Source organism: Lacibacter sp., assembly GCF_057361365.1.
In genome coordinates this window covers 1-25,463 of the sequence record NZ_JBMQSG010000003.1, presented here as the reverse complement: position 1 = coordinate 25,463, position 25,463 = coordinate 1, and the positions used below count along the sequence as shown (strand labels likewise).

Here is a 25,463-nt window from a genome sequence, read left to right as displayed (position 1 = left end):
TACCTCGTACTTCTTCCTTCGCACTTGCCCCCAAATACCTACCTTTGCCGCTCCAAAATAAATACTCAGATGAATTTTGACCGGAATACGATTATTGGTTTTGCTGCAATGATGGTGCTGTTGTTTGGTTATATCTTTTTTACCAACCGCCAGCAAAGTGCCCTCCAGGCCGAAAAGCAAAGAGCTGCTGACTCCTTAGCCAAAATTGAAACTGCAAAAAGAAAATTAGTTGATACTGCTGTAGTTAGGCAGCAAGCACTTGCGCAAGATTCATTAACGTCTACCCAGGCAGCAGGCGAATTTCAACCGGCACTCTCTGAGCAAATGACTGTTGTTGAAAATGAACTAATGAAGGTAAGCTTTACCAACAAAGGTGGCTATCCTAAAGCAGTTGAATTAAAAAAATTCAAACGTTACGATGGTAAACAGGTGGTGTTGGGCGGCGATGCTCATCAACTCATTTATTCTGTGAATACCGCTGACAATAAAGCAGCCCTTACGTCTCAATTGAATTTTACCAATACAGGTATTACAAAAACTGGCGATGGACAAACCATTACGTTTCGTGTTGCAGATTCGGCTGGTAAATCAATTGAACACGTTTACACCATTAAGAATAATAGTTACCTGATCGATTGGAATGTAAAATTAGCAGGAGCTGATAAATTACTTACACAGGGCATTCTTAATCTTAACTGGGATATTACAGCCAAGCAGCAGGAAAAAGATCTTAAGTATGAGAAGGGACAAAGCAATATTGGTTTTAACGAAGAAGGCGATTACGATTTTGAAGCAGCGGGAGCAGGTGATACCAAAAAGTTTGGCGATAAAACAAAATGGATCGGTGTAAAGCAACAGTTCTTCAACACTTCCATTATCGCCGGTTCAGCGTTTGCTTATGGCGAATCAACATGGGCGGTGCCTGAACAAAAAGATGATTCATTGCAAAAGGTGATGGATGTAAAGTCAATCCTGCGTTTCAATCTTGCTGGCGCATCAGCTGCAACGGTTCCCATGCAGTTGTATTACGGTCCTAACGATTATCATACGTTAAAAGCTATTGGTAATAAACTTGAAAGTCATGTACAGCTTGGCTATGGCATTTTTGCGTTTGTAAAATATATTAACCGTTTTGTGGTGATGCCCGTGTTCGATTTCTTCAACAGGAATATCGGCAGCATGGGTATTGTAATTTTGTTGCTTACATTCTTCATTCGTCTCATCATTTCTCCACTTACTTATTCAAGTTATTTGAGTGGTGCAAAAATGAAAGTATTACGTCCTGAGATTGACGAATTGAAAAAGAAGCATGGCAGCGATCAGCAAGCGATGAGCATGGAGCAAATGAAGCTATTCCGCCAGGCTGGTGTAAATCCTTTGGGCGGATGTATTCCTGCAGTTTTACAAATTCCGATCTTCTTTGCATTGTACAGTTTCTTTAATGCAAATATTGGCTTACGTGGCGAAAGCTTTCTGTGGGCGAAAGATCTTTCATCTTACGATTCAATTGCCACACTTCCATTCAGTATTCCTTTTTATGGCGATCATGTAAGTTTATTTACCATTACAGCTACGTTAACCAGCTTCCTCATCTCTGCTTATAACATGCAGATGACCCCAACACAGGATAACCCTGTAATGAAATACATGATATATTTCTTCCCTATCATGTTGTTGTTCATCTTTAACAGTCTGCCTTCAGCATTAACCTGGTATTATACGGTTTCCAATATCGTAACACTTGGATTGCAGTTTGTGATACAGAAGTTTATCATCAGCGATGAAAAGATCCATGCAAAAATGCAGGAGAATAAAAAGAAACCTGTCACTAAATCGAAATGGCAGGAACGATTGGAGCAAGTGCAGCAGAGCAACCAGAAAATGCAGGAGATGCAGAAGAAAGCTGGTGGCAAAAAATAATCTTAACAAAAACTATACAACCCCGACCGCAAGTGTCGGGGTTTTTTGTTTTGATCATAATGCAACTTGGTACACTATTTTTATATCTTTAACCTGTATCGAATTACATAAAAATGAAGAATTTACTTAGAGCGGCTTTAGTTTCGATGTTGATTGCTCCATTCATTGCTTTACGTGCCCAGCAAGTGTATGGTGAGGGAACTGTAACCTATAATATTGTTGTAAATACAGGCAATAACGAAACCAAGGCAGCCGATTTGTTAGATGGTGCCACACAGAAACTCTATTTTAAAGGAGTAAACACACGTACCGAGTTAGCGAGCATTCTTGGTAAAACAATTACGTTGCATGATTCAAAGCAAGGCAATGCGGTTGTTATGAATGAATATGGCGAGCAGAAGATACTGATCCGTATGACCAAAGATGATTACGAAGATCGAAACGTGAAATATGCAGGCATCCAGTTTGAGTACCTGCCTGAAACAAAAAAGATCCTTGGTTACAACTGTAAACTCGCCATCGCCAAGTTGAAAGATGGAAGCACTTTCAGGGTTTACTATACAACTGATCTGGTATTCCAGAATAAAGATTATGGAGCCCAGTTTAAAAACTTGCCTGGTTTCCCTTTGGAATATGAATCGGAGTTAGGTAAAATGAAAGTAACCTGTATTGCGGATAAAGTGAGTTTTGATCCTGTGCCAGCTGCAATGTTCGACACACCTAAAGCCGGTTACCGTGAAATGACTTACAACGAGATCAAGAATATTCGCAAGAATTAAAAAATAAATACCAAAAGAAAACCCCGATGATGAATCGGGGTTTTTAATTTATTTTATTTCCTTTTGTGGAGTTTTAAACTTGCTGAAAACCACTTTCTGTTTTACCGGCAGCACATACAAGTTGTTCCCCTTTTGAAAGGTTATACTGTTGCCTCTCATTGTAAGGTGACTGTTATTGGTAGTTGAGAAATTAAAGCCGCTCTTAAAACGGAAACCGTTTTGAAGGCTCAGCGGATTGTTTTTCAGATTGAGTGAGGTAAGCGTTGACTTAGCATCTTTTTTCTTACCACCACCGCTATAAAAGGTGGCAGAAGAAGCAGAATAAAATGCAGCAAAACAGGTCATAATCAATAAACTGTTCCGCAGAAAGTTTTGGCGATATGTTGTTTTGGTTGTCATTTGCTTACAAATTTAAAGATTATTAAAGGGAACTGTCAAGCCACTTATCACAAAATTACAATTATATTAACGTGTGTTGATAACTAAATGTTACATGACTGGCATAAATTTTCTGAAATAGAAGGTAAATTACAGTAACCCACCCGCAACTACATGAAACAAAACCCCTCCAGAAACGACAAAGAAGAGATCAAGGAATTGCTGCGAGTTTTTGAGAACCTGAAGAACGGGCGTTCGCATTCCTTCCTTGAGGAAGAAAGCTTTGAAAAATTAATCGACCATTTTGATGATAAGGAGGATTACCCCCAGGCATTGCAGGCGGCCGAATTAGGCATCGAAATCTATCCATACTCTTCCGTTTTACTGGTGAAAAAAGCCGACCTGTTGCTGGCAACACGCCAGTACAAAGCTGCTCTTGAGGTATTGGAGCAGGCCGAACTTCTGGACCATAACGATATCAATTTGTTTATTCTTCGTACGGATGCTTACCTGGCGCTTGATCAGCAGGAGAAAGCTGTGGAATTGCTGGAGGAAGGTTTGCTTTTATTCTCTGGCGAAGAACGGCTGGAATTGTTGTTTGAGTTGGCGGATGTGTATGATGATTACGAAGAATTCGAAAAAGTATTTGATTGCCTGAAGCTGATTTTGGAAGAAGAACCAACAAATGAAGAGGCACTCTATAAAATTTGTTTCTGGACAGATTTCACCGGGCGTAATGAAGAATCCATCAAGCTTCACCTCAATATCATCAACGATAATCCTTACAGTGAACTGGCTTGGTTTAATCTGGGTGCTGCATACCAAGGCTTGAAATTATATGAGAAGGCCATTGATGCTTACATGTACTGTATAGCCATTGATGAAAAATTCGATTATGCTTACCGCAATATTGGTGATGCATATATCCGCCTGCGGAAATACAAAGATGCGATTGAGATGCTGGAGAAGGTTTTAGAACTCAGCAGACCGGAAGAAGTAATTCATGAAGCGATTGGTTATTGTTATGATCGTATGGGACAATATGCGCAAGCAAGGTTCCACTACCGCAAGGCTTCGCATATGAATCCCGAAGACAGCAAACTTTATTATAAAATTGCGTGCACTTACATAAATGAGGCGCAATATGAAGCCGGAATCAAGCAATTGCAGCAGGCATTACGCATCCATCGCACCCAACCCGAATATAATCTTGCAATGGGCATGGCATTGGTTGAAATAGGAGAGTATAAAACTGCTATTGAGCATTATGCCAACGTAATTAAATCAAGGCCCAAAAATGTAAAAGGCTGGAGCGCAATTCTTGAATGTATGCTCAAAGCCGATCTGTTGGATAATGCCGATGAATACGCCCTTGCTGCGTACGAAGCAACCGGCAGTAAACCAGTTTTTATCTTTTACCGTGCGGCCATCTTTTTTGCACAGGGAAAAACAAAGCAGGCAATCACGCAGCTGGAATATGCTATGGCCACGGCACCAAAACTCATCAAGAAACTCATCGAAATTCAACCAAAACTGATGCAACACCCACAGGTTGTAGACATTATAGCCCGTTACAAGCGCTCCCGGTCAATTTAACCGCCACAGGCTTCAGTTGACGACTGTCAGTAAATCGGTAATTGCAGGTTGCTGCTGCTTCCCTATTTTTGCCGACGATCAAAAAAAGTATGTCGATGAATTTTAATCTTACACAAATTCCTGAGCGTATTATGAAACCCCGTAACCATGGGATTACAATGGTGATGGACAAGGGGTTAAGTGTTGAAGAAGCTAAGAACTTTATGAGTATTGCCGAGCCGCATGTTGATGTTGTAAAACTGGGTTTTGGTACTTCATTCGTTACTCCAAACCTGCGTGCTAAACTTGATGTATACGCATCCTATAATATACCTGTTTATTTCGGAGGAACGTTGTTTGAAGCATTCCTGATCCGCAACCAGTTTGAAGATTATATCAGTGTTTGCAAAGAATATGGTGTTACATATATGGAAGTAAGTGATGGTTCTATTGAAATTCCTCACGCTGAGAAATGCGGTTATATTGAAAAATTAACCAAGCATGGAACAGTGTTAAGCGAAGTGGGTAGTAAAGATGCGGCTCATATAATCCCACCTTATAAATGGATTGAATTGATGCGTGCTGAACTGGAAGCCGGTTCAACTTATGTAATTGCCGAAGCACGTGAGGCAGGTAACGTAGGTATTTACCGTGGTAGTGGGGAAGTACGTGAAGGTTTAGTGCAGGAAATTCTTACCCAGATTCCGGAAGAAAAGATCATTTGGGAAGCACCCCAAAAAGCACAGCAACTTTACTTTATTGAATTGGTGGGCCATAATGTGAACCTTGGGAATATTGCACCAACAGAAGTTATTCCTTTAGAGACGATGCGTTTGGGTTTACGTGGCGATACATTCCATATGTTCCTCGATAAACAGAAAGCGTAATGCGTCAGTTTGGTTTGATAGGATACCCGTTGAGTCATTCGTTTTCAAAAAAATATTTCACAGAAAAATTTGCAACGGAAGGGATCAGCAATTGTAATTATGAATTGTATCCTATTCCTTCCCTCGACCAGTTTCCACAATTATTGAAAGATGTAAAAGGATTGGAAGGCATCAACGTAACCATTCCTTACAAAGAAGAAGTTTTGCCTTTCCTGCATCATCATTCAGATGCAGTAAAAGAAATTGGTGCCTGCAATTGTATCAAAATAAAAGATGGTGAACTGACTGGTTATAATACTGATGTGCTGGGTTTTCGTCAATCATTTGAACCATTTGTAAAACCTCATCATCAGCAGGCATTGGTGCTTGGCACTGGTGGTGCCGCAAAAGCGGTTGTTTGGGTGTTAAAGCAAATGGGAATAGGATACAAATATGTTTCCCGCAAAAAAGCGGCGGACATGCTAGGCTATGACGACCTCAACGAAACAGTTATGCAGCAATACCAGATAGTTATCAACACCACACCTCTTGGTATGCAACCGAATGTGCATGATAAACCATCATTACCGTATCAATTCATCAACAGTCGATATCTCTGTTACGATCTTGTTTACAACCCGGCAAAGACAGCCTTTCTGCAATTAGCCGAAGAAAGGGGAGCAGCAATTAAGAATGGTGGGGATATGTTGGTGATACAAGCCGAAGAAAGCTGGAAGATATGGAACAGTTGAATGATGTTTCAACAGCTTCCGTTATTATTGTGATTGAATATTGAACCAATGTGCAGAAAACTTTTTATACTCATCATTTCCCTGGTTGGCTTTATGGCTGCTTCTGCACAGGCAGATAAGGCTGAAGAAAATTATGAGGCTGGCCGCAAACTTCGTCGTGATGGGAAATGCACAGAAGCTATTTCTCTTTTCAAAAAAGCAATTGAACAAAAGCCAACCTTAGCTGCTGCACATTATGAATTGGGCTGGTGTTACAATGAGTTGGGTCAATACCAAACAGCATTGCCTATTCTTCAGCAGGCAGTAAAATTAGATCCAACAGATTTTCGTGGAATTTATGAAGCGGGCTTTGCGCAATACAAATTAGGAAAAGTAGAGGAAGCGCTCAGAGATTTCAACCATGTGATAAAGCTCAATGCAAATTATGAAAAAGTGTACATCGCAAGAGGCGATTTGTATAAAGATGCAAAGAAGAATACGGCTTTAGCATTGGCCGATTTTCTGAAAGCACTTTCGATAGACAGCACCGAAAAGAAAATACATTATCGCATTGGTTGGTGTTATAATGATCTGGGGAAATTTAATGATGCAGTTCCGTACCTGCAAAAAGCAACGAACTTTGAAGAGCAGAACTATCTTTCTCATTCCGAACTAGGCTTCTCTCTTTTTTCTTTAAATCGCTTCGAAGAAGCGATGAGTCATCTCAATAAAGCCAATATTTTAAAACCCGGGTTTGAAACGACTGTTTACTATATTGGTCTATGCCATGTAAAGCAAAACAAAAAAGCGGATGCTGTGCAGAAGTATAATGAGTTGGTGCAGCTTAATAGCAATTATGCTGCACTGCTGTTGAATGAAATTAAATTGATGAAGTAATTTTTTTACCGCAGAGAAAGAAAGGCGATTAAGAGTTTTATGCAGAGAAGTAATTCTGCATTTGCCTTTTGTTTATTGCCTATTGCCAATTCACTAGTCAGCACTTGCCATCTTCGCTTTCACCTCAGCAGGCACCTGTGCAATCTTCTTCTTATCGTAATCGTAACAAACCATACCGGTTTTAGCAATTGCCGTTACAACATTGTCCTTATTCATGACTTGATAGAAAAGATCGAAGCCAATTGAAGTAAAATTGGTTGCTGCAACACTTACAGATAACACATCGCCATAAAAAATCTCTTTCTTAAATTCAATACCCACATCACTCATAATTAAACCAACACCCCCGCAACTGAGTTCCGTACATCCATGATGAATAAGAAACTGCATTCTTGCTTCGTGTATGATCGACAGCACGGCATCATTGCCTACATGATTTCCATAATTCAGATCGGTGATGCGTACGGGAATAGTTGCAGTGAAAGAAAACTGTGTTGGCAGCGTAATCTTAATGCGTGACATGAAACGGATAAGTGTTTATTGTTGATCGGTACTATTGATTAATGCATTCAGATCAATATCGCCGGCAGAAGCAGAGATAGCAGCAGCCATCGCCATTTTTTCACGCCATACTTTGATCTGTTCATTACAATCTTTCGATTGAAGAGCAGTGGCTGCATCAGCATTACCAACCGCACATTTCAGATTGCTGATCTTTTTTGATACACGAACGAGCTCTCCATCATCATTCAGCACCATGAAGTATTGACTTTCAGAAAAACCACCTGTTTCTTTTTTTGCTACCGCCTGCTTGTGATGAATACCCTGGTAAGCAACATTGTTTTCCAAACTATGGTCAGGCGTTTCAGTATACGCCAACGCATCAGGTGATGCTAATTTTTGCTTTATATGTTGTTTGATCTGGCTGCGGTCCGATGTTGTTTCTGCAGCAGGTTCAGTTGCAGTAATATTCGTATCAGGCGGTGTTGCTACAATCGCAGGCTCTGTTGTTTTTGTTATGGGATCGGCAGCCGCAATTGCCGGTGATTCAGTCGCATCATTTGTATTCAGCAAACGATAACCACCCCATGCAAGCACTCCAATAACGGCAGCCGCTGCTGCCATACGTAAAAATCGTTTTGGAGAATTTTTGTTGATGGAAATTATTTTCGCTCCCTTCTCTTCCAATGAATCTTCTATAAACGACCATGCGGTTGCAGGTGGCGCCACTTCTGTTGATTGCAAAGCGGCAGCGATATACGCATCGTTCTGTTCAATGTTCAAATGCTGCTCAATATTCGCCCAAGCAGCTGCAGGTACAGTTTCTTCAACTGAGCTTATTTTTTTTTGAATCAACAGATCGTCGAGTGCAGATTCTAATTGTTCCCAGATAAATGAAGGAGCTTCTTCTTCAAGTTGCAGTACATGTTGCTGCAGCGGTTTATCTGTTTCCATTTCATCAAGATCCACAGCAATCTTCTCCCACAGCATTTCAGGCGGGGTTACTTCTGTATTAAGAAGCATTTGTTGAAGATTGGAGTCGTCCATGATTTATTTAGCTCAGCGTTTAATTTTATCCTGTAAGATCATTCTTGCTCTTGCCAGTTGCGATTTGCTGGTGCCTTCGCTGATGCCCAGCATTTCGCCGATTTCTTTATGACTATATCCTTCCACTACGTAGAGGTTGAATACACTCCGGTAGCCTGGTGATAATTCTTTAATGATCTTCATCAAATCCTTTTCATTGATATTTTCAATCGCTGAAACGGATTTCAATTCAATCGTTTCTTCTTTCTCTGTTAATGATAAGTCTGTTTTCTTTTTACGGATCTGTTCAATAGCGGTATTTACAAAAATGCGTCGTACCCATCCTTCAAACGACCCTTCGCCTCTGAAACGTTCCAGGTTCTTGAAGATTTTTACAAATCCTTCCTGTAAAATATCCTGTGCATCATCGGCATTGCCCATGTAGCGGAGGCAAACGGCATACATTTTACTGGCATATTTGTCGTACAATGCTTTCTGCATACGACGGTCGCCGGCAATGCATCCACTAATTAAGTCGCTATCAGGAATGGTTTGGTTGCTTTGCATTTTGGTTTCTCCTTAACTTTTTTTGAGGAAATCGATCATCAGGTCGAGTCCCTTTTTACGGTGACTGTAACTGTTCTTTTCCTCCATCGTCATTTCGCCGAAAGCTTTGTTGCTTCCGTCGGGTAAAAATACAGGGTCATAACCAAATCCCCCTGTTCCGGTTTTATTTTCTAAAATCGTGCCGTTACAGATTCCTTCAAACTGGTGAAGCTTACCATCAAGGATAAGCGAAAATACCGTGCGGAACCGGGCTTTGCGATTGCTTTGCCCCTGCATATTTGTGAGCAACATATCAATATTAGCGCTGAAATCTTTTCCCTCACCTGCATAACGGGCTGAATGTACACCCGGTTCACCATTCAATGCATCCACTTCAAGCCCCGTATCTTCTGCAAAACAATCTTTGTTTAAACGTGCCGATAAAAATTCAGCCTTGTGTTTTGAATTTTCCTCCAACGTATGAAATGGTTCAGGAATGTCTTCCTCTACGCCCGCATCTTTCATAATGATAATTTTAAAACCGCTTGGGAGGGCGGCTTCAATTTCTTCGGCTTTATGCCTGTTGCCGCTGGCGAAAATAAGTTGTTGCATAAACAGTTTACAGGCCCAGCATTTGTTTTAATGCCAGCCAGAGTTTTGATTTTTTGCTTTTATCGTTGCGGATGGCTTCCAGTGTTTCGGTACAACATAATAAGTACTCTTGCTGCTGTTGCACGCGGTAATCAGCAGGCTGAATAGGCAAGGCATCAACCTGTACACCCGATGCTACGATGAACTTTGGTTGCAATTGCTGCACCAGTTCATCAAAATGATTACGGTTATTAGACACGTTCACCAAGGCAATATCTTCCATATTCATTTTGCATGCCGTCAACACATCACCTAAAAACTGGAAATCGGCATCATTGAGGTAAGGGAAATAATGCTCCTCAACCATCCACACGAAATGCTTTTTGTTTTTGCCGGTAATGCCTTGCAAAGGAGCAGTTAAGGAAACGGGCTCAGCCAAAATTTCGGGTGTAACCGGTTTCGCTGCAAGTTTCCTGTCATTGTCGTCTTTTTCAACAACTACGAGTTGTTTACCGTAAAGTTCGGCCACTTGATCGTCAGTAAGTTGAATATTTTCAAACGACATAGTTGATGAGTAGTAAAACCCTTGTTTGTTTTTTTCGTTTCTTTGTAGCACAAAAATAACGAGTTATGATTGGTGCTATGGATATTTTAGTTACAAAATCTGAAACAAGTAAGCTCAGCAGTCTCGATCTTGGGAATGTTCCTTTCGGAAAACATTTTACTGATCACATGTTGGTGGCCGATTATGAAGATGGTGAGTGGAAGAATGTAGAGATCAAACCTTATCAACCCATTACCATTTCTCCTGCAAATGCAGCCATGCATTATGGCCAAAGCATCTTTGAAGGTATCAAAGCTTACCGTCATGAAAATGGCGAAGCGTATATCTTTCGACCATACGATAATTTTCAACGTTTCAATAAATCGGCAGAGCGTATGCAAATGCCAGCGGTGCCTGAAGAAATTTTTATTGAAGGCATGCGCAAGCTCATTGAAGTGGACAAGGATTGGATTCCGATGAAAAAAGATCATTCATTGTACATCCGTCCGTTTATGTTTGCCAATGATGATGTAATAGGAGTGAAGCCAAGCGATAAGTATAAGTTCATGATCATACTTTGTCCAACCGGACCTTACTATGCAGTACCAATGAAAATTTATGTTGAAGAGCATTTTGTTCGTGCAGTGCCCGGTGGTGTTGGTTTTGCAAAAGCAGCCGGTAACTATGGTTCATCGATGTATCCAACAAACGAAGCAAAGAAAAAAGGATACGACCAGGTATTGTGGACCGATGCAGTTGAACATAAATACCTACAGGAATTTGGTATGATGAATGGATTTGTGATTATTGGCAACACTGCCATTACACCAAATCTTGATGAAGGCACCATTCTTGCGGGTGTTACAAGAGACAGTGTGATTTCGATTTTAAAAGATATGGGTTTAACGATTGAAGAACGGCCGATCAGTATTCACGAAGTAGTGGATGCATTCAACAAAGGCACATTGAAAGAAGTGTTTGGTACAGGTACCGCAGCAACTATTTCCATGATCAAAGAATTACGTTATAAAGAAACTGTGATGGAGTTTGATACAGATAAATGGACGATCTCTCCGGAAGTGAAACGTCGTTTAACTGATATCCGTGAAGGCAGGGCAGCAGATATACACGAATGGTTATTCAAAATATAAACCTGCAATGAAAACAGTAAAGCGGCTTTGAAAAGAGCCGCTTTTTTTGTATCGATATTGCAGTTCAACGTTTTCCTGGTTATTATTTTTTGGCTTTGCATTATCTTACAGCTTCATAAATAACGGGTATTGTTTAAAAAGAAGATTGATAAAAAGTGTGTCCTCAACAACCATTCAAATAAATCATTGCAATGGCAAAGGCGTTAAGACTAATTGCTCCCAGCTTTTGTATTTCTTCTTTAACTCTTCTGCCTTTGCAGTTTTGGTTGTAATAAGATTGTTTCGTTCGCCTTCATCAACCGATAGATCAAACAGGTATTCTCCTGTTTCATCAACAATGTATTTCCAGTGATGATCAAGTATGGCTTGTTGATTACGTCGTTGAAAGATGCGCCAGTAAAATGTTCGTGGTACTATTTGTTGATTAGCTGTAAGAACCCGGAGAAGATCAATACCATCCAGTGGATATTTCACATTGGCTTTGGCACCAGCTGCAGCAAGAATAGTTGCTGTCCAGTCCATTGTTATCACTTGCTGTTTCGATTCAGTATTCGCTTTTATTTTTCCGGGCCAACGTACAAAAGCAGGTACACGCACTCCACCTTCCCATAAATTCATTTTCATTTTTGATAATGGACCCATATCCGAAAATTTTTCACCACCGTTATCGTTGGTGAAGATCACAATTGTGTTAGCAGCTAATCCTGTTTCATCAATTGTTTTCATGATAAGACCAACCTGGTCGTCTAAACTTTTCATCATGGCTTTATATGCTTCAGGTGTTCCCATCGCCGACATCAGTTTTGAATTCATGGGCATAGTGTCGGGCAACGCAGGATCAGAAGGTCCCTGCCAGGGCCAATGCGGTGCAGTAAACTGTAAGCTTAAAAAGAAAGGTTTGCTGTGCTGTTGTTTTAAAAATGAAACAGTTTTTGCTCCAAGTAATTCGGTTGTATATCCTTTGGTATAAACGGGCTCTCTGTTTTCATACAGATCGTGACGGCCTCCATCGCCTTTGTGTGAAATATAATCAGCGGCTCCTGTATAGATGCCATAGAAATAATCGAATCCGTTATCAAGCGGATGAAATGACGAACCAATACCTAAATGCCATTTACCAATGAGTGCCGTTTCATAACCTGCTTGTTTCAACAATGCGGCAACCGAATGATCTGCTGCGCTTAAACCAATTTCGGTGTCTCTTTTTACCGGTGTCCATGGTTCAAGTAAACCAATAGAAGCACGTGCAGGGTAGCGGCCCGTCATGAATGCAGTGCGTGTGGGGGTGCACACGGGTGCTGCGGCATATGCATGCGTAAATTTCATTCCTTGTGATGCAAGCTTATCAAGATTTGGTGTTTGATAATCTTTTCGTCCGTAACAACTCAGATCGGCATAACCCATATCATCCGTCATAATGTAAATGATATTCGGTTTTTGCTGTGCAATAGAAGAAGCAGAAAATAAAAGAATTACTGCTGTGGTGAAAAAGCATTTGCGGGTCATGTTAATTTGCTTTCTTACAAGTTAGAGTTTTCGGCCTTCTTTTGCAATAAAAAAAAGCTGTGAATGTCCACAGCTTTTCAAAAAGTATACGAATGATTTTTTACCTGATGAGTGAGATCGTTCCCTGCATTTTAAACACCGCTCCATCGCCACAAACAACTTCGGCAATATAAGTGTACATACCCGAAGCTTGTTCATATCCTTTTGATGTACCATCCCAGCCAACTGATGGATCGTTGCCCTGTATATTTTCTTTTAAATATACAGGCCTGCCCCAACGATCATAAACAATAATGCGCCTGATTTTATCAACACCATCACCAATTACAAAGAAGCGATCATTCTTGCCATCATTATTTGGTGTAAATGCATTCGGAATATAAATACGTCCGGCTAAACATCCAACCAACACAGTCACTTCGTCCGTTGTTTTACAACCCGCAATATTGCTTACTTCAATTTTGTACGTGGTATTATTTTTTGGTGTGGCAACAGGATTGGTGCAAGTGTTACAACTTAAAGTATTTGACGGCGTCCATAAGTAGGAAATAATATCGCTTGAACCGGTTGCCTGCAATTGTGCTGATGTTCCCGCAATGATCACCGTGTCATTTCCTGCATTAATGGTTGGATAATTATAAACGTAAACTGTTACCGTTTTTGAATCTGTAAAGCAACTGCTGCTATCCATACCTGTAACTGTATAAGTAGTGGTTGTAAGCGGTGCTGCTATCGGGTTGTTAACTGTAGTATTGCTTAAGCCAGTTGCAGGCGACCAACTATATATTTCGGCGCCGGTGGCTTGCAGACGAATATTTTGACCAACACACAATGTGTCATCGGCACTTACTGTAACGGTGAATGGTTTTTTCACACGAATGGAAACAGAATCAACACTACTGCAACCTGCAGATGTACCACGCACGTAATAGCGAATGTTGTTTTGCGGAGTTGAAACCGGGTTGGTACAGTTGGTACAATTCAAATCAGTTCCGGGGCTCCATAAGTAACTTGTGGCACCAGATGGATTTAATACAAAGCTGCTGCCGATGCAAATGGTGGTGTCTTTACCAGCATCAATAGTTGGTGTTTGATTAACAGTGATTGTTATTGATGTGCTATCGGTACAACCACTGCTGTTTGTTGCAATAAGCCAAGCAGTATAAGTTCCTGCTGCCGGAATGGAAAAGTTGGAAAGATTTTTTGTGTTAACTATCCTGTTATCCACTTTCCATGTCCATTGTATAGACGAGGTATCGGGGTTCACCAGATTGCCATTTAAATTCACAGTTGCGGGACTGCAATAAACAGTAGTGCCCGATATATTTAGTTGTGGCGTGGGCACCACTTTTATACACTGTGGCTTCGTAATAGTATTGCTACATCCATTCACGGTATTGATGGTAAGTGTTACATTATACACACCTACGCTTGCATATGAATGCGATGGGTTTCGCAAATTACTTGTGTTGCCATCACCAAAATTCCATAAGTAACTGCTCACAATATCTGCTGTAACAGACGAGTCACGGAACTGAACAGTGCCGTTGTCACAAAGTATTTTTTTATCGACACCAAAATCAGGTTTCGATCCGAATATTTTAATCGTGTCCTTACCAATCAATGGTGTTAAACAACCTTGTGTATCCTGGAGTATCACTTTTGGCACATAGAAGCCGGGATACTGGTAATTGAAACCTACAGTTGAATCGTTTGTGAAAAGCGTATTGCCATCGCCAAAATCCCATAAGTATTTTACATTGTTATTTGCTGTAACAGCAAAGTTTACCGCCATCGGGAAACAACCTGTGATCGGATTGTAGCTAAGATTACCAATTGTGTTTGATAAAACACGTATGAGTATTTGTTTGGTTGATGTACATCCGCCTGCTGATGTAACAGTTAAGGTTACAGTATAATCGTTCGGTATCGCATACGAGTAAGAAGGATTTAATGCAGTTGATGTATTGCCATCGCCAAAATTCCACAAAACAGTTTTATAGAATGTTGATTTGTTTGTAAACTGTACTTGCATAGGCGGACAAATAGTGAATGTATCGCTTGCAAGAAAATCAGCTACCGGCACATCAACCTTAATGTAATTTGTTCTGATTACGGAATCAACACAACCAATTGCTTCACGCCCGATCATTTTTACTGTATATGTTCCGGTTGCAGCATAACTATGATTAGGGTTTGCCGCAGTTGAAGTATTGCCGTCACCAAAATCCCATGTATAACTTAAGTTACTACCGGTTGATGTATTGACAAACTGCACTCCTCCGTTAGGACAGGATAAGCTATCAACGGCATAAAAACCAAGCTTGGATTCGAAAATGTCCAGCACTGTTCCGCCCAATGTACTATCAACGCAACCATAAGAATCGGTAACGATCAGTTTAGGAAAATAAGTTGAGGCTGTGCTATAATTATGTTGTACAGTTGCGTTGTTACCGTTCAATGAACTGCCATCACCAAAACGCCATAAGTAATTTGTAATGGGATGTGTTCCGTCTGTTGTGGATGTATTGGTGAATGTTACTGATTGCCCAACGCATTGCGGATTTGGAAGTGCGGTAAAGGAAGGCGCCGCTCCATACACATTAAGCACTTTTGTTGAACTGTCTTTACAGCCGTTGATATCAGTAATTACAAGTTTTACTGTATAACTGCCAACAGCAGAATAGAAGTGATTGAATGAAGCTGCATTGCTTGTATTGCCATCGCCAAGATCCCATGACCATGAAGTAATGTTTGCAGGCGTTACATTACCGGCAGAAAAACTAAATGCCTGGCATTTACATTTTGCATTTTGATCTGTAACAATGGTGGGATTAAAGTTTAAAAAGTTTACCACACGCTGCGACGTATCCGTACAACTTCCATTGGTTACACTAAGTGTTACTGTATAAATTCCTGGTGCAGCATATGCATAGGTTGGATTTACTGCAGAGGAAGTATTTCCATCACCAAAACTCCACAAACGTGTAACAGCTCCAAATGAACTGTCGGAGAATGCAACAGTTGAAGTAGTATTACAATCATACACAATTCCAAATTTCGAAACTGGTGGAAGGATTTGTAAATAACTTGTTTTGGTAGCAGTATCAGGACACCCGTTTTTAAAAGCGATCAACATCATCGTTATCATTCCGGATGTATCATAAGCATGAGTAGGATTTTGAGCCGTGCTGATTTTATTGTCGCCAAACTCCCAGCGCCAGGCATCAGGAGTACCAGTACTTAAATCAGTAAAATTGATTGGCTGCCCTGCACAAATTGTAAGGGGTGCAGCTGAAAAATTAGCCGAAGGTTTTGTGCCCGTCTTAACTCCATTAGCATAAGAAATAGTTTCTGAACAACCTCGCTTTGTTGTAATGGTCAAGCTTACCGTATAGCTTCCTTGACCCGGATATAGATGACTGGGGAATTGTTGGGTTGATGTTCCGCCATCACCAAAATTCCATAACCATGAAACAACAGAATCAGCTGAAATAACAGATGGGATAGGGCTAAACGTATAGGGAAAACAACCACCGGTGGGCATACCGGGTATTGAAACAATTGGTTTTTGAATTTTGATAAAATCAGTTTTCGTTAATGTGCCCGTGCAACCAGCTGAAAGTTGAACAGTTAATTTAACAGTATAGTTTCCTTCTGCATTATAGGTATGCGATGGATTTTGTTGCGTTGATATGGTGCCGTCGCCAAAATCCCATAACCATTGTTTTGCACCCGGAGTAGTGTTTGAAAAGTTTACTGTAAACGGCGCACGACAGGAGATAGAATCGTTCACAATAATATTGGGAACAGGGTTGCTGATAACGTTGATGGTTTTAGTGGCAGAATCTACACAAGCTCCATAATTATTTACCAGCTTAACGGTATATGCTCCCGTTGCATTGAAGATCTTGATCGGGTTTGCGGTAATTGATGATGTGCCATCACCAAAATACCAGGTAGCCGAATTGGGAACTGGTATCGACTGATTTGTAAACTTCACCGTATCTCCAATACACACACTATCCCTGAAACTGAATTTCGAATTGAAATTGCCAATGCTCAGCTGGTTGTTTTTTGTAATGGTATCGATACAACCCTGGTCGCTTTCTGCAATTAACCGTACATTATAGGTACCAGCAGTGTTGTACGTGTGCGCCGGGTTGGTTGCAATTGAGTTACCGCCATCGCCGAAATCCCATTTATAAGTAACAGTACCAGGGCCGGTAGTTAAGTTAGTAAACGTAATTGATTCGGGTGGTTTACAGTTAACCGGGGCGCTTGCGCTGAAATCGGCCCTCACACCTGTAGTGGACCGAATGAAAGAAGGTTTAACCAATAAGGTAAAACAGCCATTACTATTGGTGACCTTTAGAGCAACATTATAGTTACCGGCATTATAATAAACATGATAAGGGTTTTGGGCCGTGCTCGTTGTACCATCGCCAAAATCCCATTCCCAGGAAATAATTGTACCGCCTGATGTAGCAACCGAATTGTCAACAAACTGAACCCTGAGTGGAAAACAGCCTACAGAACTGGTTGATGTGGAAAAGGCAGCCTGTGGCGGCTGTAATACATTTATGTAATTGGTTTTTACAAGAGAGTCTTTACCTGCAGCGTTGGTAATAACAAGTTTTACTGTGTAAATACCCGGGGTTAGATAAGTGGTGGATGGGTTTTGAGTACTTGCGATAGTACCATTACCCAGATCCCAACGCCATCCGGTTGCTCCGCCGGTTGATTCATCGGTAAAATTAACCAGTAAAGGTGCACATCCGCTGGTGGGGGTGGCTTTAAATGCGGTTTTCAATTGCGCATTTAGATTACCAATGCAAAGGAAAAAAAATAAGAAGGCGAGGATACTCTTGCCCATGATTTTACGTGAGGAGGGTGAATTGTCAGCGATTAGTTTTCTCATAAAATGTTTTCAGTCTGTATCTGAACGAAAAACGAGATATTGGTTTAAAGCAGCACTAAAACAAAAATAGCTTTCATTTTCAATATTTTATAATAAAAAGACGGATAATTCTCCGTTAACCGCACTGCTTTTTTCTTTAACGTGAAACCATAAGGAATAATACATTTGCACCCGATTTAATTATTTCCACACATGTTTGTAGAAAAACTGTGAAAGTTTTTTTGCACTTTAACTCACTACACCTACCTTTGCCGTCCGAAAAATAAAAGGTTAGGAATGCCTACAATACAACAATTAGTACGTAAAGGAAGAGAAATTATCAGGGCGAAAAGCAAATCCCGTGCGCTGGATGCATGCCCGTTCCGCAGAGGTGTATGTACACGTGTGTACACTACCACACCTAAAAAGCCAAACTCGGCTCTGCGTAAAGTAGCAAAAGTTCGTTTAACGAACAAAGTAGAGGTGATTGCTTATATCCCCGGTGAAGGTCACAACCTGCAAGAGCACTCAATCGTATTGGTGCGTGGCGGTCGTGTGAAAGATTTGCCTGGTGTACGTTATCATATCGTTCGTGGTTCGCTCGATACTGCAGGTGTTAAAGACCGCAAGAAGAGCCGTTCTAAGTACGGTACAAAAAAGGAAAAAGCTAAAAAATAATCTTTTGGCTCTACCGAGCCTTAAAATAATAGTACAATGAGGAAGACAAAACCTAAAAAAATTGCGCTGGCACCAGATCCAAGATTTAACGATACGTTGGTGACCCGTTTTGTAAATAACTTAATGTGGCAAGGTAAGAAAAGCACGGCTTTTACTATCTTCTACGATGCAATTGATAAAGTTGCTAAAACAACTGGCGAAGATGGATATGAAGTTTGGAAAAAGGCAGTTGCTAACGTAACTCCAGCTGTTGAAGTACGCAGCCGTCGTATAGGTGGTGCTACTTTCCAGATTCCTGCTGAAGTTCGTGCCGACAGAAAAGTTTCTCTCAGCATTAAATGGTTGGTTCGTTACAGCCGTGAGCGTAACGGTCGCAGCATGGCTGATAAATTAGCAAATGAAATTGTAAGTGCAAGCAAAGGTGAAGGTGGTGCTTATAAAAAGAAAGAAGATACACACCGTATGGCTGAAGCTAACAAAGCTTTCGCTCACTTTAGAGCTTAATCTTCAACATATCATATTCAGAAATCCCTCCTTATGGAGGGATTTTTGTTTGGAGGTTCTTAGTAAGAATCGTTCATGCGTTTATAAAGGCGTATAATAATTTCCATCTATAAAAAAGGCGAACCTGGGTTCGCCTTTTCTTTTATCAACCCGATATTTATTTCGTCCTGGTCTTTTTTACTTTCCTGTCAATTTTTTTAGCCGGCAGTTGAGCAATGACTGTTTCGCCTCTGCCTTTTTCATTTGCACAGCTTTGAATGGTCCAGAGATCAAGCTGGTTATCGCCATCAACAACACTACCGCTGTAATCGCCCCAGGCAACGCCGTCAGCCGCTCCTTTGCCTTCACCGATAGTTACAATTTCACGGATAGTTCCTGAAGCATCTGTTGCTTTGCGATAAGCAAATCTTGGACTGATAAACATGTTTGTATTTACTTCCTGGAAACCAATGAGCACATCTCTATTCTTGTTTACTGCAAGTGTTGTTTGTATGTAGTTGGTTGTATCGCTTTTAATTAAACCTGTTTGCAGAATGTTGCCACTTCTGCCATCAACCTGGTGCCATTGCACCGCTGCACGACCTTCGCAATTTACCGCTTGCGAAAACCAGATGCTTCCACTTTGCAAAACCAGATTTTTAGGATTACGATCGCCTGAGGAAACTTTCTGTTGTGTATTGAACTGTGGTGATTGCGGAGGTTGATTAATGTATTTAAGATTGTGCGGTTTGCTGCTTACTAAAATACAAACCGGCGTACCATCGGCAGCTTCCGTTACCCGACGGATCACAAACTTATCACGCTCGATATCGAAGAAGTAAATATCATCGGTATTATCTTGTCCATAAACAGGATGACCAAGACTTCCATTGAAATGATAAACCGTTGCCGGCTTGCCCGATTTCGCATCGGCCGTTTTTAATACAAAGGTTCTTTGCTCGCCACCCGGAAATGAATAACCGATCCATTTTTTGCTGTAACCAATACCTCCACCATCAACTCCCTTTGGTGCAGGAACGGGGTAGGTGTTCCATGCAGCACGTGGGTCGTTGGTTTCAGATACTGAAATGTTCACCGGTTTTATTTTCGCCGAATCCCAATACACCCAGAGATCGAAACCGAAAACCTGGTTATGCGCATCGAAAAACAGTTTAGGATCAATTCCATTATTGAAACATTTCTGGGAGATGCCTTGCTGATATTCCCCTTTTTTATTGTAGATAACCAGCCCGTTATTGCTGCCATGGAGCACATAGCCACCGCCAACCGCAATTTGCGGATCAACCTGGCGGTTGCCGTCTAACGACCCGTCGAAAACGAGGTAGCCATTTAGCATACGGGAATTTCCGCCTTGCTTACGTTCGGGGCATTCACCATTATTATTAAAGCTATTCTTATGAATTGGGCTGATTACTTCTGTTCGTGCGGGACGAACAGTATCCCCTGGTTTTTGCGCCTCTGCAATGCTGGCGAAAGTTAAAACTGTGAGCAGAATTCGAACTTTGGTCATTGGTTTAGAATTGTTTGCCACAAAGTAAACCCTTGGGGGGCGGTAAAAGCATAGTCAATCGTTTGCATGATTTTGACCATTCATGTAATAGCGGGTTTCACGCAAAGGGCGAAAAGAGTAAAGGCGCAATGAATTTTATTTGTTTGTTTAGGCTAGCAGCCTGCGATTGCAGCTATTTTTAATACTTTTCAATTAGGAAAAATCCTTACTTTTGCGGCCGCCAAAGTTTCCAACCAAAGGGTGCAATTGAACTGAGGATATGGGGTTCGAAATTGATTGGCATTATATGAGAGTCTAAATATTACATATTAGCCCAACTCCTGAAAGGGATTATCTCCGGGCAGCATATCTCCAAACGGGAGAGTACAGTTTCATAGAATTCATAGAGTACAAGAGTGCGACGCCGATGTGGTTGATTAGAATTACAAACGGTGAACTCAAAAAATAAATCAAGATTTTTTAAACGATAAACATTCAAACAAAACAGTCATGGCAGACTTAAAATTTCAGAGAAACTTTGGTATTGCGGCTCACATTGATGCCGGAAAGACCACAACTACTGAGCGTATCCTCCGCTATACCGGTATGATTCACCGTATTGGTGAGGTGCACGATGGTGCAGCTACAACCGATTGGATGGAGCAGGAAAAAGAAAGAGGTATTACTATTACTTCTGCAGCTGTAAGCTGTCAGTGGAACTTCCCAACTGTATTGGGTAAGCAAACTCCAGACACTAAGAAATATTCTTTCAACATTATTGATACTCCCGGTCACGTGGATTTTACTGTAGAGGTAGAACGTTCAATGCGTGTATTGGATGGTTTGATCGCTTTGTTCAGTGCGGTTGATGGTGTAGAACCACAATCTGAAACTGTATGGCGCCAGGCAAACCGTTACAACGTACCACGTATTGGTTTCGTAAATAAAATGGATCGTAGCGGTGCTGACTTCTTAAACGTTGTTAAGCAGGTACGTGAAATGTTGGGTTCTAAAGCAGTTCCTCTTCAGTTGCCAATTGGTGCAGAAGATGATTTTAAAGGTGTGGTGGATCTCATTAAAATGAAAGGTATCATCTGGCATATGGAAACAGAAGGAATGACTTTCGATGAGATCGACATCCCTGCTGATATGCTTGAAGAAGCAAAAGAATGGAGAGCACAACTGGTAGAAGCTGTTGCTGAATATGATGATCAGTTGATGGAGAAATTCTTCGACAACCCTGATAGCATCACTGAAGACGAAATTCATGAAGCTGTACGCAAAGCAACAATTGATCTTTCAATTGTACCAATGATGTGCGGTTCTTCATTTAAGAATAAAGGTGTACAAACTGCATTGGATGCTGTTTGTCGTTACCTGCCTTCACCGGTTGACGTTGAAGCGATCAAAGGAACTGATCCTGATACAGGTGAAGAATTAAGTCGTAAGCCTGATGCAAAAGAACCATTTGCTGCATTGGCATTTAAAATTATGACTGATCCTTTCGTAGGTCGTTTGGCGTTCTTCCGTTGTTACTCTGGTCATCTTGATGCGGGTTCTTATGTGTTGAACGTAAGAAGCGGTAAGAAAGAACGTATCAGCCGTATCATGAAAATGTTTGCAAACAAACAAAACCCTGTTGATTTTATTGAAGCAGGTGATATTGGTGCAGCAGTAGGTTTTAAAGAAATTAAAACCGGTGATACTTTGTGCGATGAAAATCATCCGATCACTTTGGAGAACATGTTCATTCCTGAGCCTGTGATCTCTTTAGCGGTTGAACCAAAAGCACAAGCTGACGTTGATAAAATGGGTCTTGCAATTTCTAAGTTGGTTGAAGAAGATCCTACGCTCCGTGTAAAAACTGACGAAGAAACAGGTCAGACTGTATTGAGCGGTATGGGTGAATTGCACTTAGAGATCATCGTTGACCGTATGAAGCGTGAGTTTAAAGTGGAAGTAAACCAGGGTGCACCGATGGTGGCTTATAAAGAAGCGTTCAAACAAAAAGTTGAACACCGTGAAGTGTTGAAAAAACAATCGGGTGGTCGTGGTAAGTTCGCCGATATCATTTTTGAGATCGGGCCTGCTGATGAAGAGTGGTTAAAAGAGAACCCAGGTAAATCATACCAGTTTGTAAACGATTTGTTTGGTGGATCAATTCCAAAAGAATTTGTTCCTGCTATTACAAAAGGTTTTGAAATGGCAATGACGAATGGTGTACTTGCAAGCTATCCAATGGTTGATATGAAAGTGCGTGTATTTGATGGTAGCTACCATGATGTGGATTCTGATGCAATGAGTTTTGAATTGTGTGCAAGAAGTGGTTTCCGTGAAGCAGGCCGCAAAGCAAAACCAACATTGCTTGAGCCAATCATGAAAGTAGAAGTTGTAACTCCTGATCAGTACATGGGTGATGTTACGGGTGACTTGAACCGTCGTCGTGGTATGCTGGAAGGTATGGATACAAAAGGTAATGCGCAGGTAATTAAAGCGAAAGTTCCATTGAGTGAAATGTTCGGTTATGTTACACAGTTACGTTCATTATCTTCTGGTCGTGCAACTTCAACTATGGAGTTCAGTCATTATGCTCCTGCACCAAACAACGTTGCAGAAGAAGTGATTGCAAAAGTGAAAGGTAAAGTGAGTGCTTAATTAAATTAAGTTGAGTGAAATAGAAATCCCCCGAGTGATCGGGGGATTTTTTTTTATGCAGATTTTTTTCAATGATCAAAATTTGCTTTCATATTAATTTGTTTTTTCATTTTGTATTTTGACTTTCTTAGTTACTGATGATAAATTGATTTAATGTTTCATAATATTGATGAAATATTTTTTGTTTTACTTGCAATTGGTTAAACAGTTTTTTAGTTTCGTTGTGCGTTGGAACTTTTATTCATTACTCCGCATTCCTCCTAAACACCAAATCTTAATCGTCCCTTGTAAGTAACCCTCCCTTCTAAACACCTTCAGTTATTTCTCCAATGTCAGAGAACCAATCTGCCGTTTATTTATAGCGGTGCAAAAAGCTTATTCCAATGGAAAAGTAAAAAACGATAGCAAAGGTTATTTCCCCTTCATTTTATGTAATCAACATCAGCCGGATGAAACTGTGATCGGTTGTAGGGAGTTATTGTGTATTTACACCATTCTTCCTGTTAACCATAACTGTTTATGCGTTTCGAGATCGGGTACGAATGTGGTTACGCATCCCTGTCTTTAATTCCATGTCCTTACTATATCTGATATCCCTTCAGTTTGGTTAATTCATTTCTGTTTATATGTTGATTAAGTAAACAGGAAAAATTTTTTAATCGTACTATTTATGAATACTTCCAACGCCCAAATCCTTCCTGGAAAAATCAGTTAATTATTTTCTCTAACTATTAAACTGATTTTTATGAGTAGTTCTTTAAACCTATGCAAGGCTGATCTTTTTATTCCTCAACTATGGAGTAAAAGCTGTGCAGCTTTATTTAAACTTCTGACACTTTCCTTACTTCTGTTACCTGTAACGGTACTGCAAAGTCAAACTGTCCATTGGTCGCAATCATCAAATAAAAATACCACGCAGGGAACTGTTGTATGGATAGGCTCTATTGTTCAATCGAGTAACTCTACTTTTTATGAAGGACAAAGTACGTTGCAGCGACTTTTTCTACTCGATATTCCAACAGACCCCACGGGTAAGTATAAACTAACATTCAAACATCTTGCAACAAAAGGTTCCATCAATGCGTATGACTTTGTTACGGGTTGGAATAATGCAGGCGGATCTTTGGATGGCAAAGCCATCTCTACTTCGAATGTAATTGATCCAAACTGTTACCTGGTTGTAAATAATTGCAGTGAAACAGGAGGGCAGAATGATCCGGTTGCGCAAATATGTGGAGCATTGGATGCTGCAACTTTGGTTTATTCCAATGCAGTGCCATCTGGTTCCTATGCGGTGCCATCGCCGGGCAGCCCAAGTGTTTCATCTAACTCTAATGTGAAAGCAAGAGTTGAAGATTGGGATGCAAATTTTTCACCTGCAGGTTCCAATGGACGAAGAATTACGATTCAGTCGAATGCAACAGTGAGCGCTGCTAATCTTGTAATGACTGGATATGGTGATGAAAATGGTGATGTGTACGCACACTACGAATTATCATGGACAGGTCCAACTGCTCCGGGTAGTTTTTCAATTCTAGTAAAAATTGGTGGTCATATATCTGACCAACTTTTTTATGGTGCTGGAAAAGGAGCTTCAAATATCAATGGCGGTCCTTATCATTTTAAAGTAAGTGACCTTTATACAGGAAATGCTCCTTACGATGCACAGCATACATATTCATTAGGCGACAGGGATAATCAACTAAAAGGTGCAGACATTCTTATACCTCCACCTCCTTGCGACATTACACCTCAATCGCAATCGATTTGTGCGGGTGGTACATCTCAACAATACTGCGGGCCAGCAGGAATGGCTGTGTATGCATGGAGCATTTCTCCTGCAGGTGCAACTCTTAGTGCAACCAACACACAATGTGTTACTGTTACATCCAATACGCCGGGAACATATACTCTTACACTGGTAACCACCAAGAGCGGTGTTCAATCAACCGCCACTTGTAACGCAACACTTATTGTAAATGCAAATCCAACTTCGGATGCCGGTCCTGATCAAACGAAGTGTCAGGGAGCAAACAACTCAACTTCCTTTACCCTTGCAGGTGCTGTTGCAAACGGAACACATTCATGGGCACAGGTTGGATCAACCGGAACAGCAAATTCAAATATTGCAGCTAACACTGCATTGAATGGAAGCATAACTGTTACCGGAATTGGAACAGTTACATTACGCTTAACATCAACAAGCAACGCAACACCAAGTTGCGG

General features: G+C 40.8%; 20 protein-coding genes. 11 read left to right on the top strand and 9 right to left on the bottom strand.

From position 1 onward, the window contains the following. Nucleotides 1-69: 69 nt before the first annotated feature. Together yidC and ACO1QW_RS01265 are read left to right on the top strand one after the other, a co-directional pair. Nucleotides 70-1,920 carry a membrane protein insertase YidC gene (gene yidC, locus ACO1QW_RS01270; protein ID WP_486254953.1) on the top strand — a complete coding sequence of 617 codons (1,851 nt, stop codon included), beginning with the start codon at nt 70-72 and terminating at the stop codon, nt 1,918-1,920. A gap of 113 nt (nt 1,921-2,033) precedes the next feature. Then, nucleotides 2,034-2,699: a hypothetical protein gene (locus tag ACO1QW_RS01265; protein ID WP_486254951.1), complete on the top strand. Its 666-nt coding sequence runs from the start codon at nt 2,034-2,036 to the stop codon at nt 2,697-2,699. Nucleotides 2,700-2,747: 48 nt separating this feature from the next. Here ACO1QW_RS01265 and ACO1QW_RS01260 read toward each other — a convergent pair whose 3' ends face one another. Continuing rightward, nucleotides 2,748-3,098: a hypothetical protein gene (locus ACO1QW_RS01260; protein ID WP_486254950.1), complete on the bottom strand. Its 351-nt coding sequence runs from the start codon at nt 3,096-3,098 to the stop codon at nt 2,748-2,750. A 153-nt stretch (nt 3,099-3,251) separates the two neighbouring features. Here ACO1QW_RS01260 and ACO1QW_RS01255 point away from each other — a divergent pair, with 153 nt between their 5' ends. The 4 genes from ACO1QW_RS01255 (at nt 3,252) to ACO1QW_RS01240 (ending at nt 7,146) form a co-directional block, all read left to right on the top strand. Continuing rightward, nucleotides 3,252-4,673 (top strand): tetratricopeptide repeat protein, encoded by a 1,422-nt coding sequence (locus tag ACO1QW_RS01255; protein WP_486254948.1) that lies wholly within the window; start codon nt 3,252-3,254, stop codon nt 4,671-4,673. A gap of 95 nt (nt 4,674-4,768) precedes the next feature. Continuing rightward, on the top strand, nt 4,769-5,539 hold the full coding sequence (locus ACO1QW_RS01250) for a phosphosulfolactate synthase (protein ID WP_486254947.1): 771 nt from the start codon (nt 4,769-4,771) through the stop codon (nt 5,537-5,539). Continuing rightward, nucleotides 5,539-6,270 (top strand): shikimate dehydrogenase family protein, encoded by a 732-nt coding sequence (locus tag ACO1QW_RS01245; protein WP_486254945.1) that lies wholly within the window; start codon nt 5,539-5,541, stop codon nt 6,268-6,270. Before ACO1QW_RS01250 ends, ACO1QW_RS01245 begins: the two co-directional genes overlap by 1 nt. A gap of 48 nt (nt 6,271-6,318) precedes the next feature. Then, nucleotides 6,319-7,146 carry a tetratricopeptide repeat protein gene (locus ACO1QW_RS01240; RefSeq protein WP_486254944.1) on the top strand — a complete coding sequence of 276 codons (828 nt, stop codon included), beginning with the start codon at nt 6,319-6,321 and terminating at the stop codon, nt 7,144-7,146. A gap of 93 nt (nt 7,147-7,239) precedes the next feature. Here ACO1QW_RS01240 and ACO1QW_RS01235 read toward each other — a convergent pair whose 3' ends face one another. Genes ACO1QW_RS01235 through ACO1QW_RS01215 form a run of 5 tightly spaced genes read right to left on the bottom strand, consistent with a single transcriptional unit; the run spans nt 7,240 to nt 10,426 of the window. Beyond that, a complete protein-coding gene (locus ACO1QW_RS01235) occupies nt 7,240-7,668 on the bottom strand; it encodes an acyl-CoA thioesterase (protein ID WP_486254942.1) in 429 nt (142 codons plus the stop codon). A 15-nt stretch (nt 7,669-7,683) separates the two neighbouring features. After that, nucleotides 7,684-8,670, bottom strand: a complete 987-nt coding sequence (locus ACO1QW_RS01230) for a hypothetical protein (protein ID WP_486254940.1) — start codon at nt 8,668-8,670, stop codon at nt 7,684-7,686. Nucleotides 8,671-8,706: 36 nt separating this feature from the next. Beyond that, nucleotides 8,707-9,240, bottom strand: a complete 534-nt coding sequence (locus ACO1QW_RS01225; RefSeq protein ID WP_486254938.1) for an RNA polymerase sigma factor — start codon at nt 9,238-9,240, stop codon at nt 8,707-8,709. 12 nt (nt 9,241-9,252) lie between these two features. After that, a complete protein-coding gene (gene rdgB / locus ACO1QW_RS01220) occupies nt 9,253-9,831 on the bottom strand; it encodes an RdgB/HAM1 family non-canonical purine NTP pyrophosphatase (RefSeq protein WP_486254936.1) in 579 nt (192 codons plus the stop codon). 7 nt (nt 9,832-9,838) lie between these two features. Continuing rightward, nucleotides 9,839-10,426, bottom strand: coding sequence for a hypothetical protein (locus ACO1QW_RS01215; RefSeq protein WP_486254935.1), 588 nt, complete (start codon nt 10,424-10,426; stop codon nt 9,839-9,841). Between the two features lie 14 nt (nt 10,427-10,440). On the opposite strand from ACO1QW_RS01215, the gene ACO1QW_RS01210 reads away from it, so the two are divergent. Beyond that, entirely contained in the window at nt 10,441-11,505 is a 1,065-nt protein-coding gene (locus ACO1QW_RS01210) for a branched-chain amino acid aminotransferase (protein ID WP_486254934.1), read from the top strand. Nucleotides 11,506-11,688: 183 nt separating this feature from the next. Here the strand turns inward: ACO1QW_RS01210 and ACO1QW_RS01205 are convergent, their stop codons facing one another. Together ACO1QW_RS01205 and ACO1QW_RS01200 are read right to left on the bottom strand one after the other, a co-directional pair. Continuing rightward, on the bottom strand, nt 11,689-13,011 hold the full coding sequence (locus ACO1QW_RS01205; RefSeq protein ID WP_486254933.1) for a sulfatase-like hydrolase/transferase: 1,323 nt from the start codon (nt 13,009-13,011) through the stop codon (nt 11,689-11,691). Between the two features lie 100 nt (nt 13,012-13,111). After that, nucleotides 13,112-17,932: a PKD domain-containing protein gene (locus ACO1QW_RS01200; RefSeq protein ID WP_486254931.1), complete on the bottom strand. Its 4,821-nt coding sequence runs from the start codon at nt 17,930-17,932 to the stop codon at nt 13,112-13,114. A gap of 276 nt (nt 17,933-18,208) precedes the next feature. Between ACO1QW_RS01200 and rpsL the strand changes: the two genes are divergently transcribed. Beyond that, complete coding sequence (gene rpsL / locus ACO1QW_RS01195; RefSeq protein ID WP_129131820.1) at nt 18,209-18,589, top strand: 30S ribosomal protein S12; 381 nt, start codon at nt 18,209-18,211, stop codon at nt 18,587-18,589. Between the two features lie 36 nt (nt 18,590-18,625). Beyond that, entirely contained in the window at nt 18,626-19,093 is a 468-nt protein-coding gene (gene rpsG / locus ACO1QW_RS01190; RefSeq protein ID WP_486254929.1) for a 30S ribosomal protein S7, read from the top strand. A 157-nt stretch (nt 19,094-19,250) separates the two neighbouring features. Here rpsG and ACO1QW_RS01185 read toward each other — a convergent pair whose 3' ends face one another. Further along, complete coding sequence (locus ACO1QW_RS01185; protein ID WP_486254927.1) at nt 19,251-20,603, bottom strand: hypothetical protein; 1,353 nt, start codon at nt 20,601-20,603, stop codon at nt 19,251-19,253. Between the two features lie 489 nt (nt 20,604-21,092). Between ACO1QW_RS01185 and fusA the strand changes: the two genes are divergently transcribed. Both fusA and ACO1QW_RS01175 read left to right on the top strand, forming a co-directional pair. Beyond that, nucleotides 21,093-23,237: an elongation factor G gene (fusA, locus tag ACO1QW_RS01180; RefSeq protein WP_486254925.1), complete on the top strand. Its 2,145-nt coding sequence runs from the start codon at nt 21,093-21,095 to the stop codon at nt 23,235-23,237. Between the two features lie 745 nt (nt 23,238-23,982). Next, on the top strand, nt 23,983-25,463 hold a 1,481-nt coding region (locus ACO1QW_RS01175; RefSeq protein WP_486254923.1), incomplete at its 3' end, for a hypothetical protein.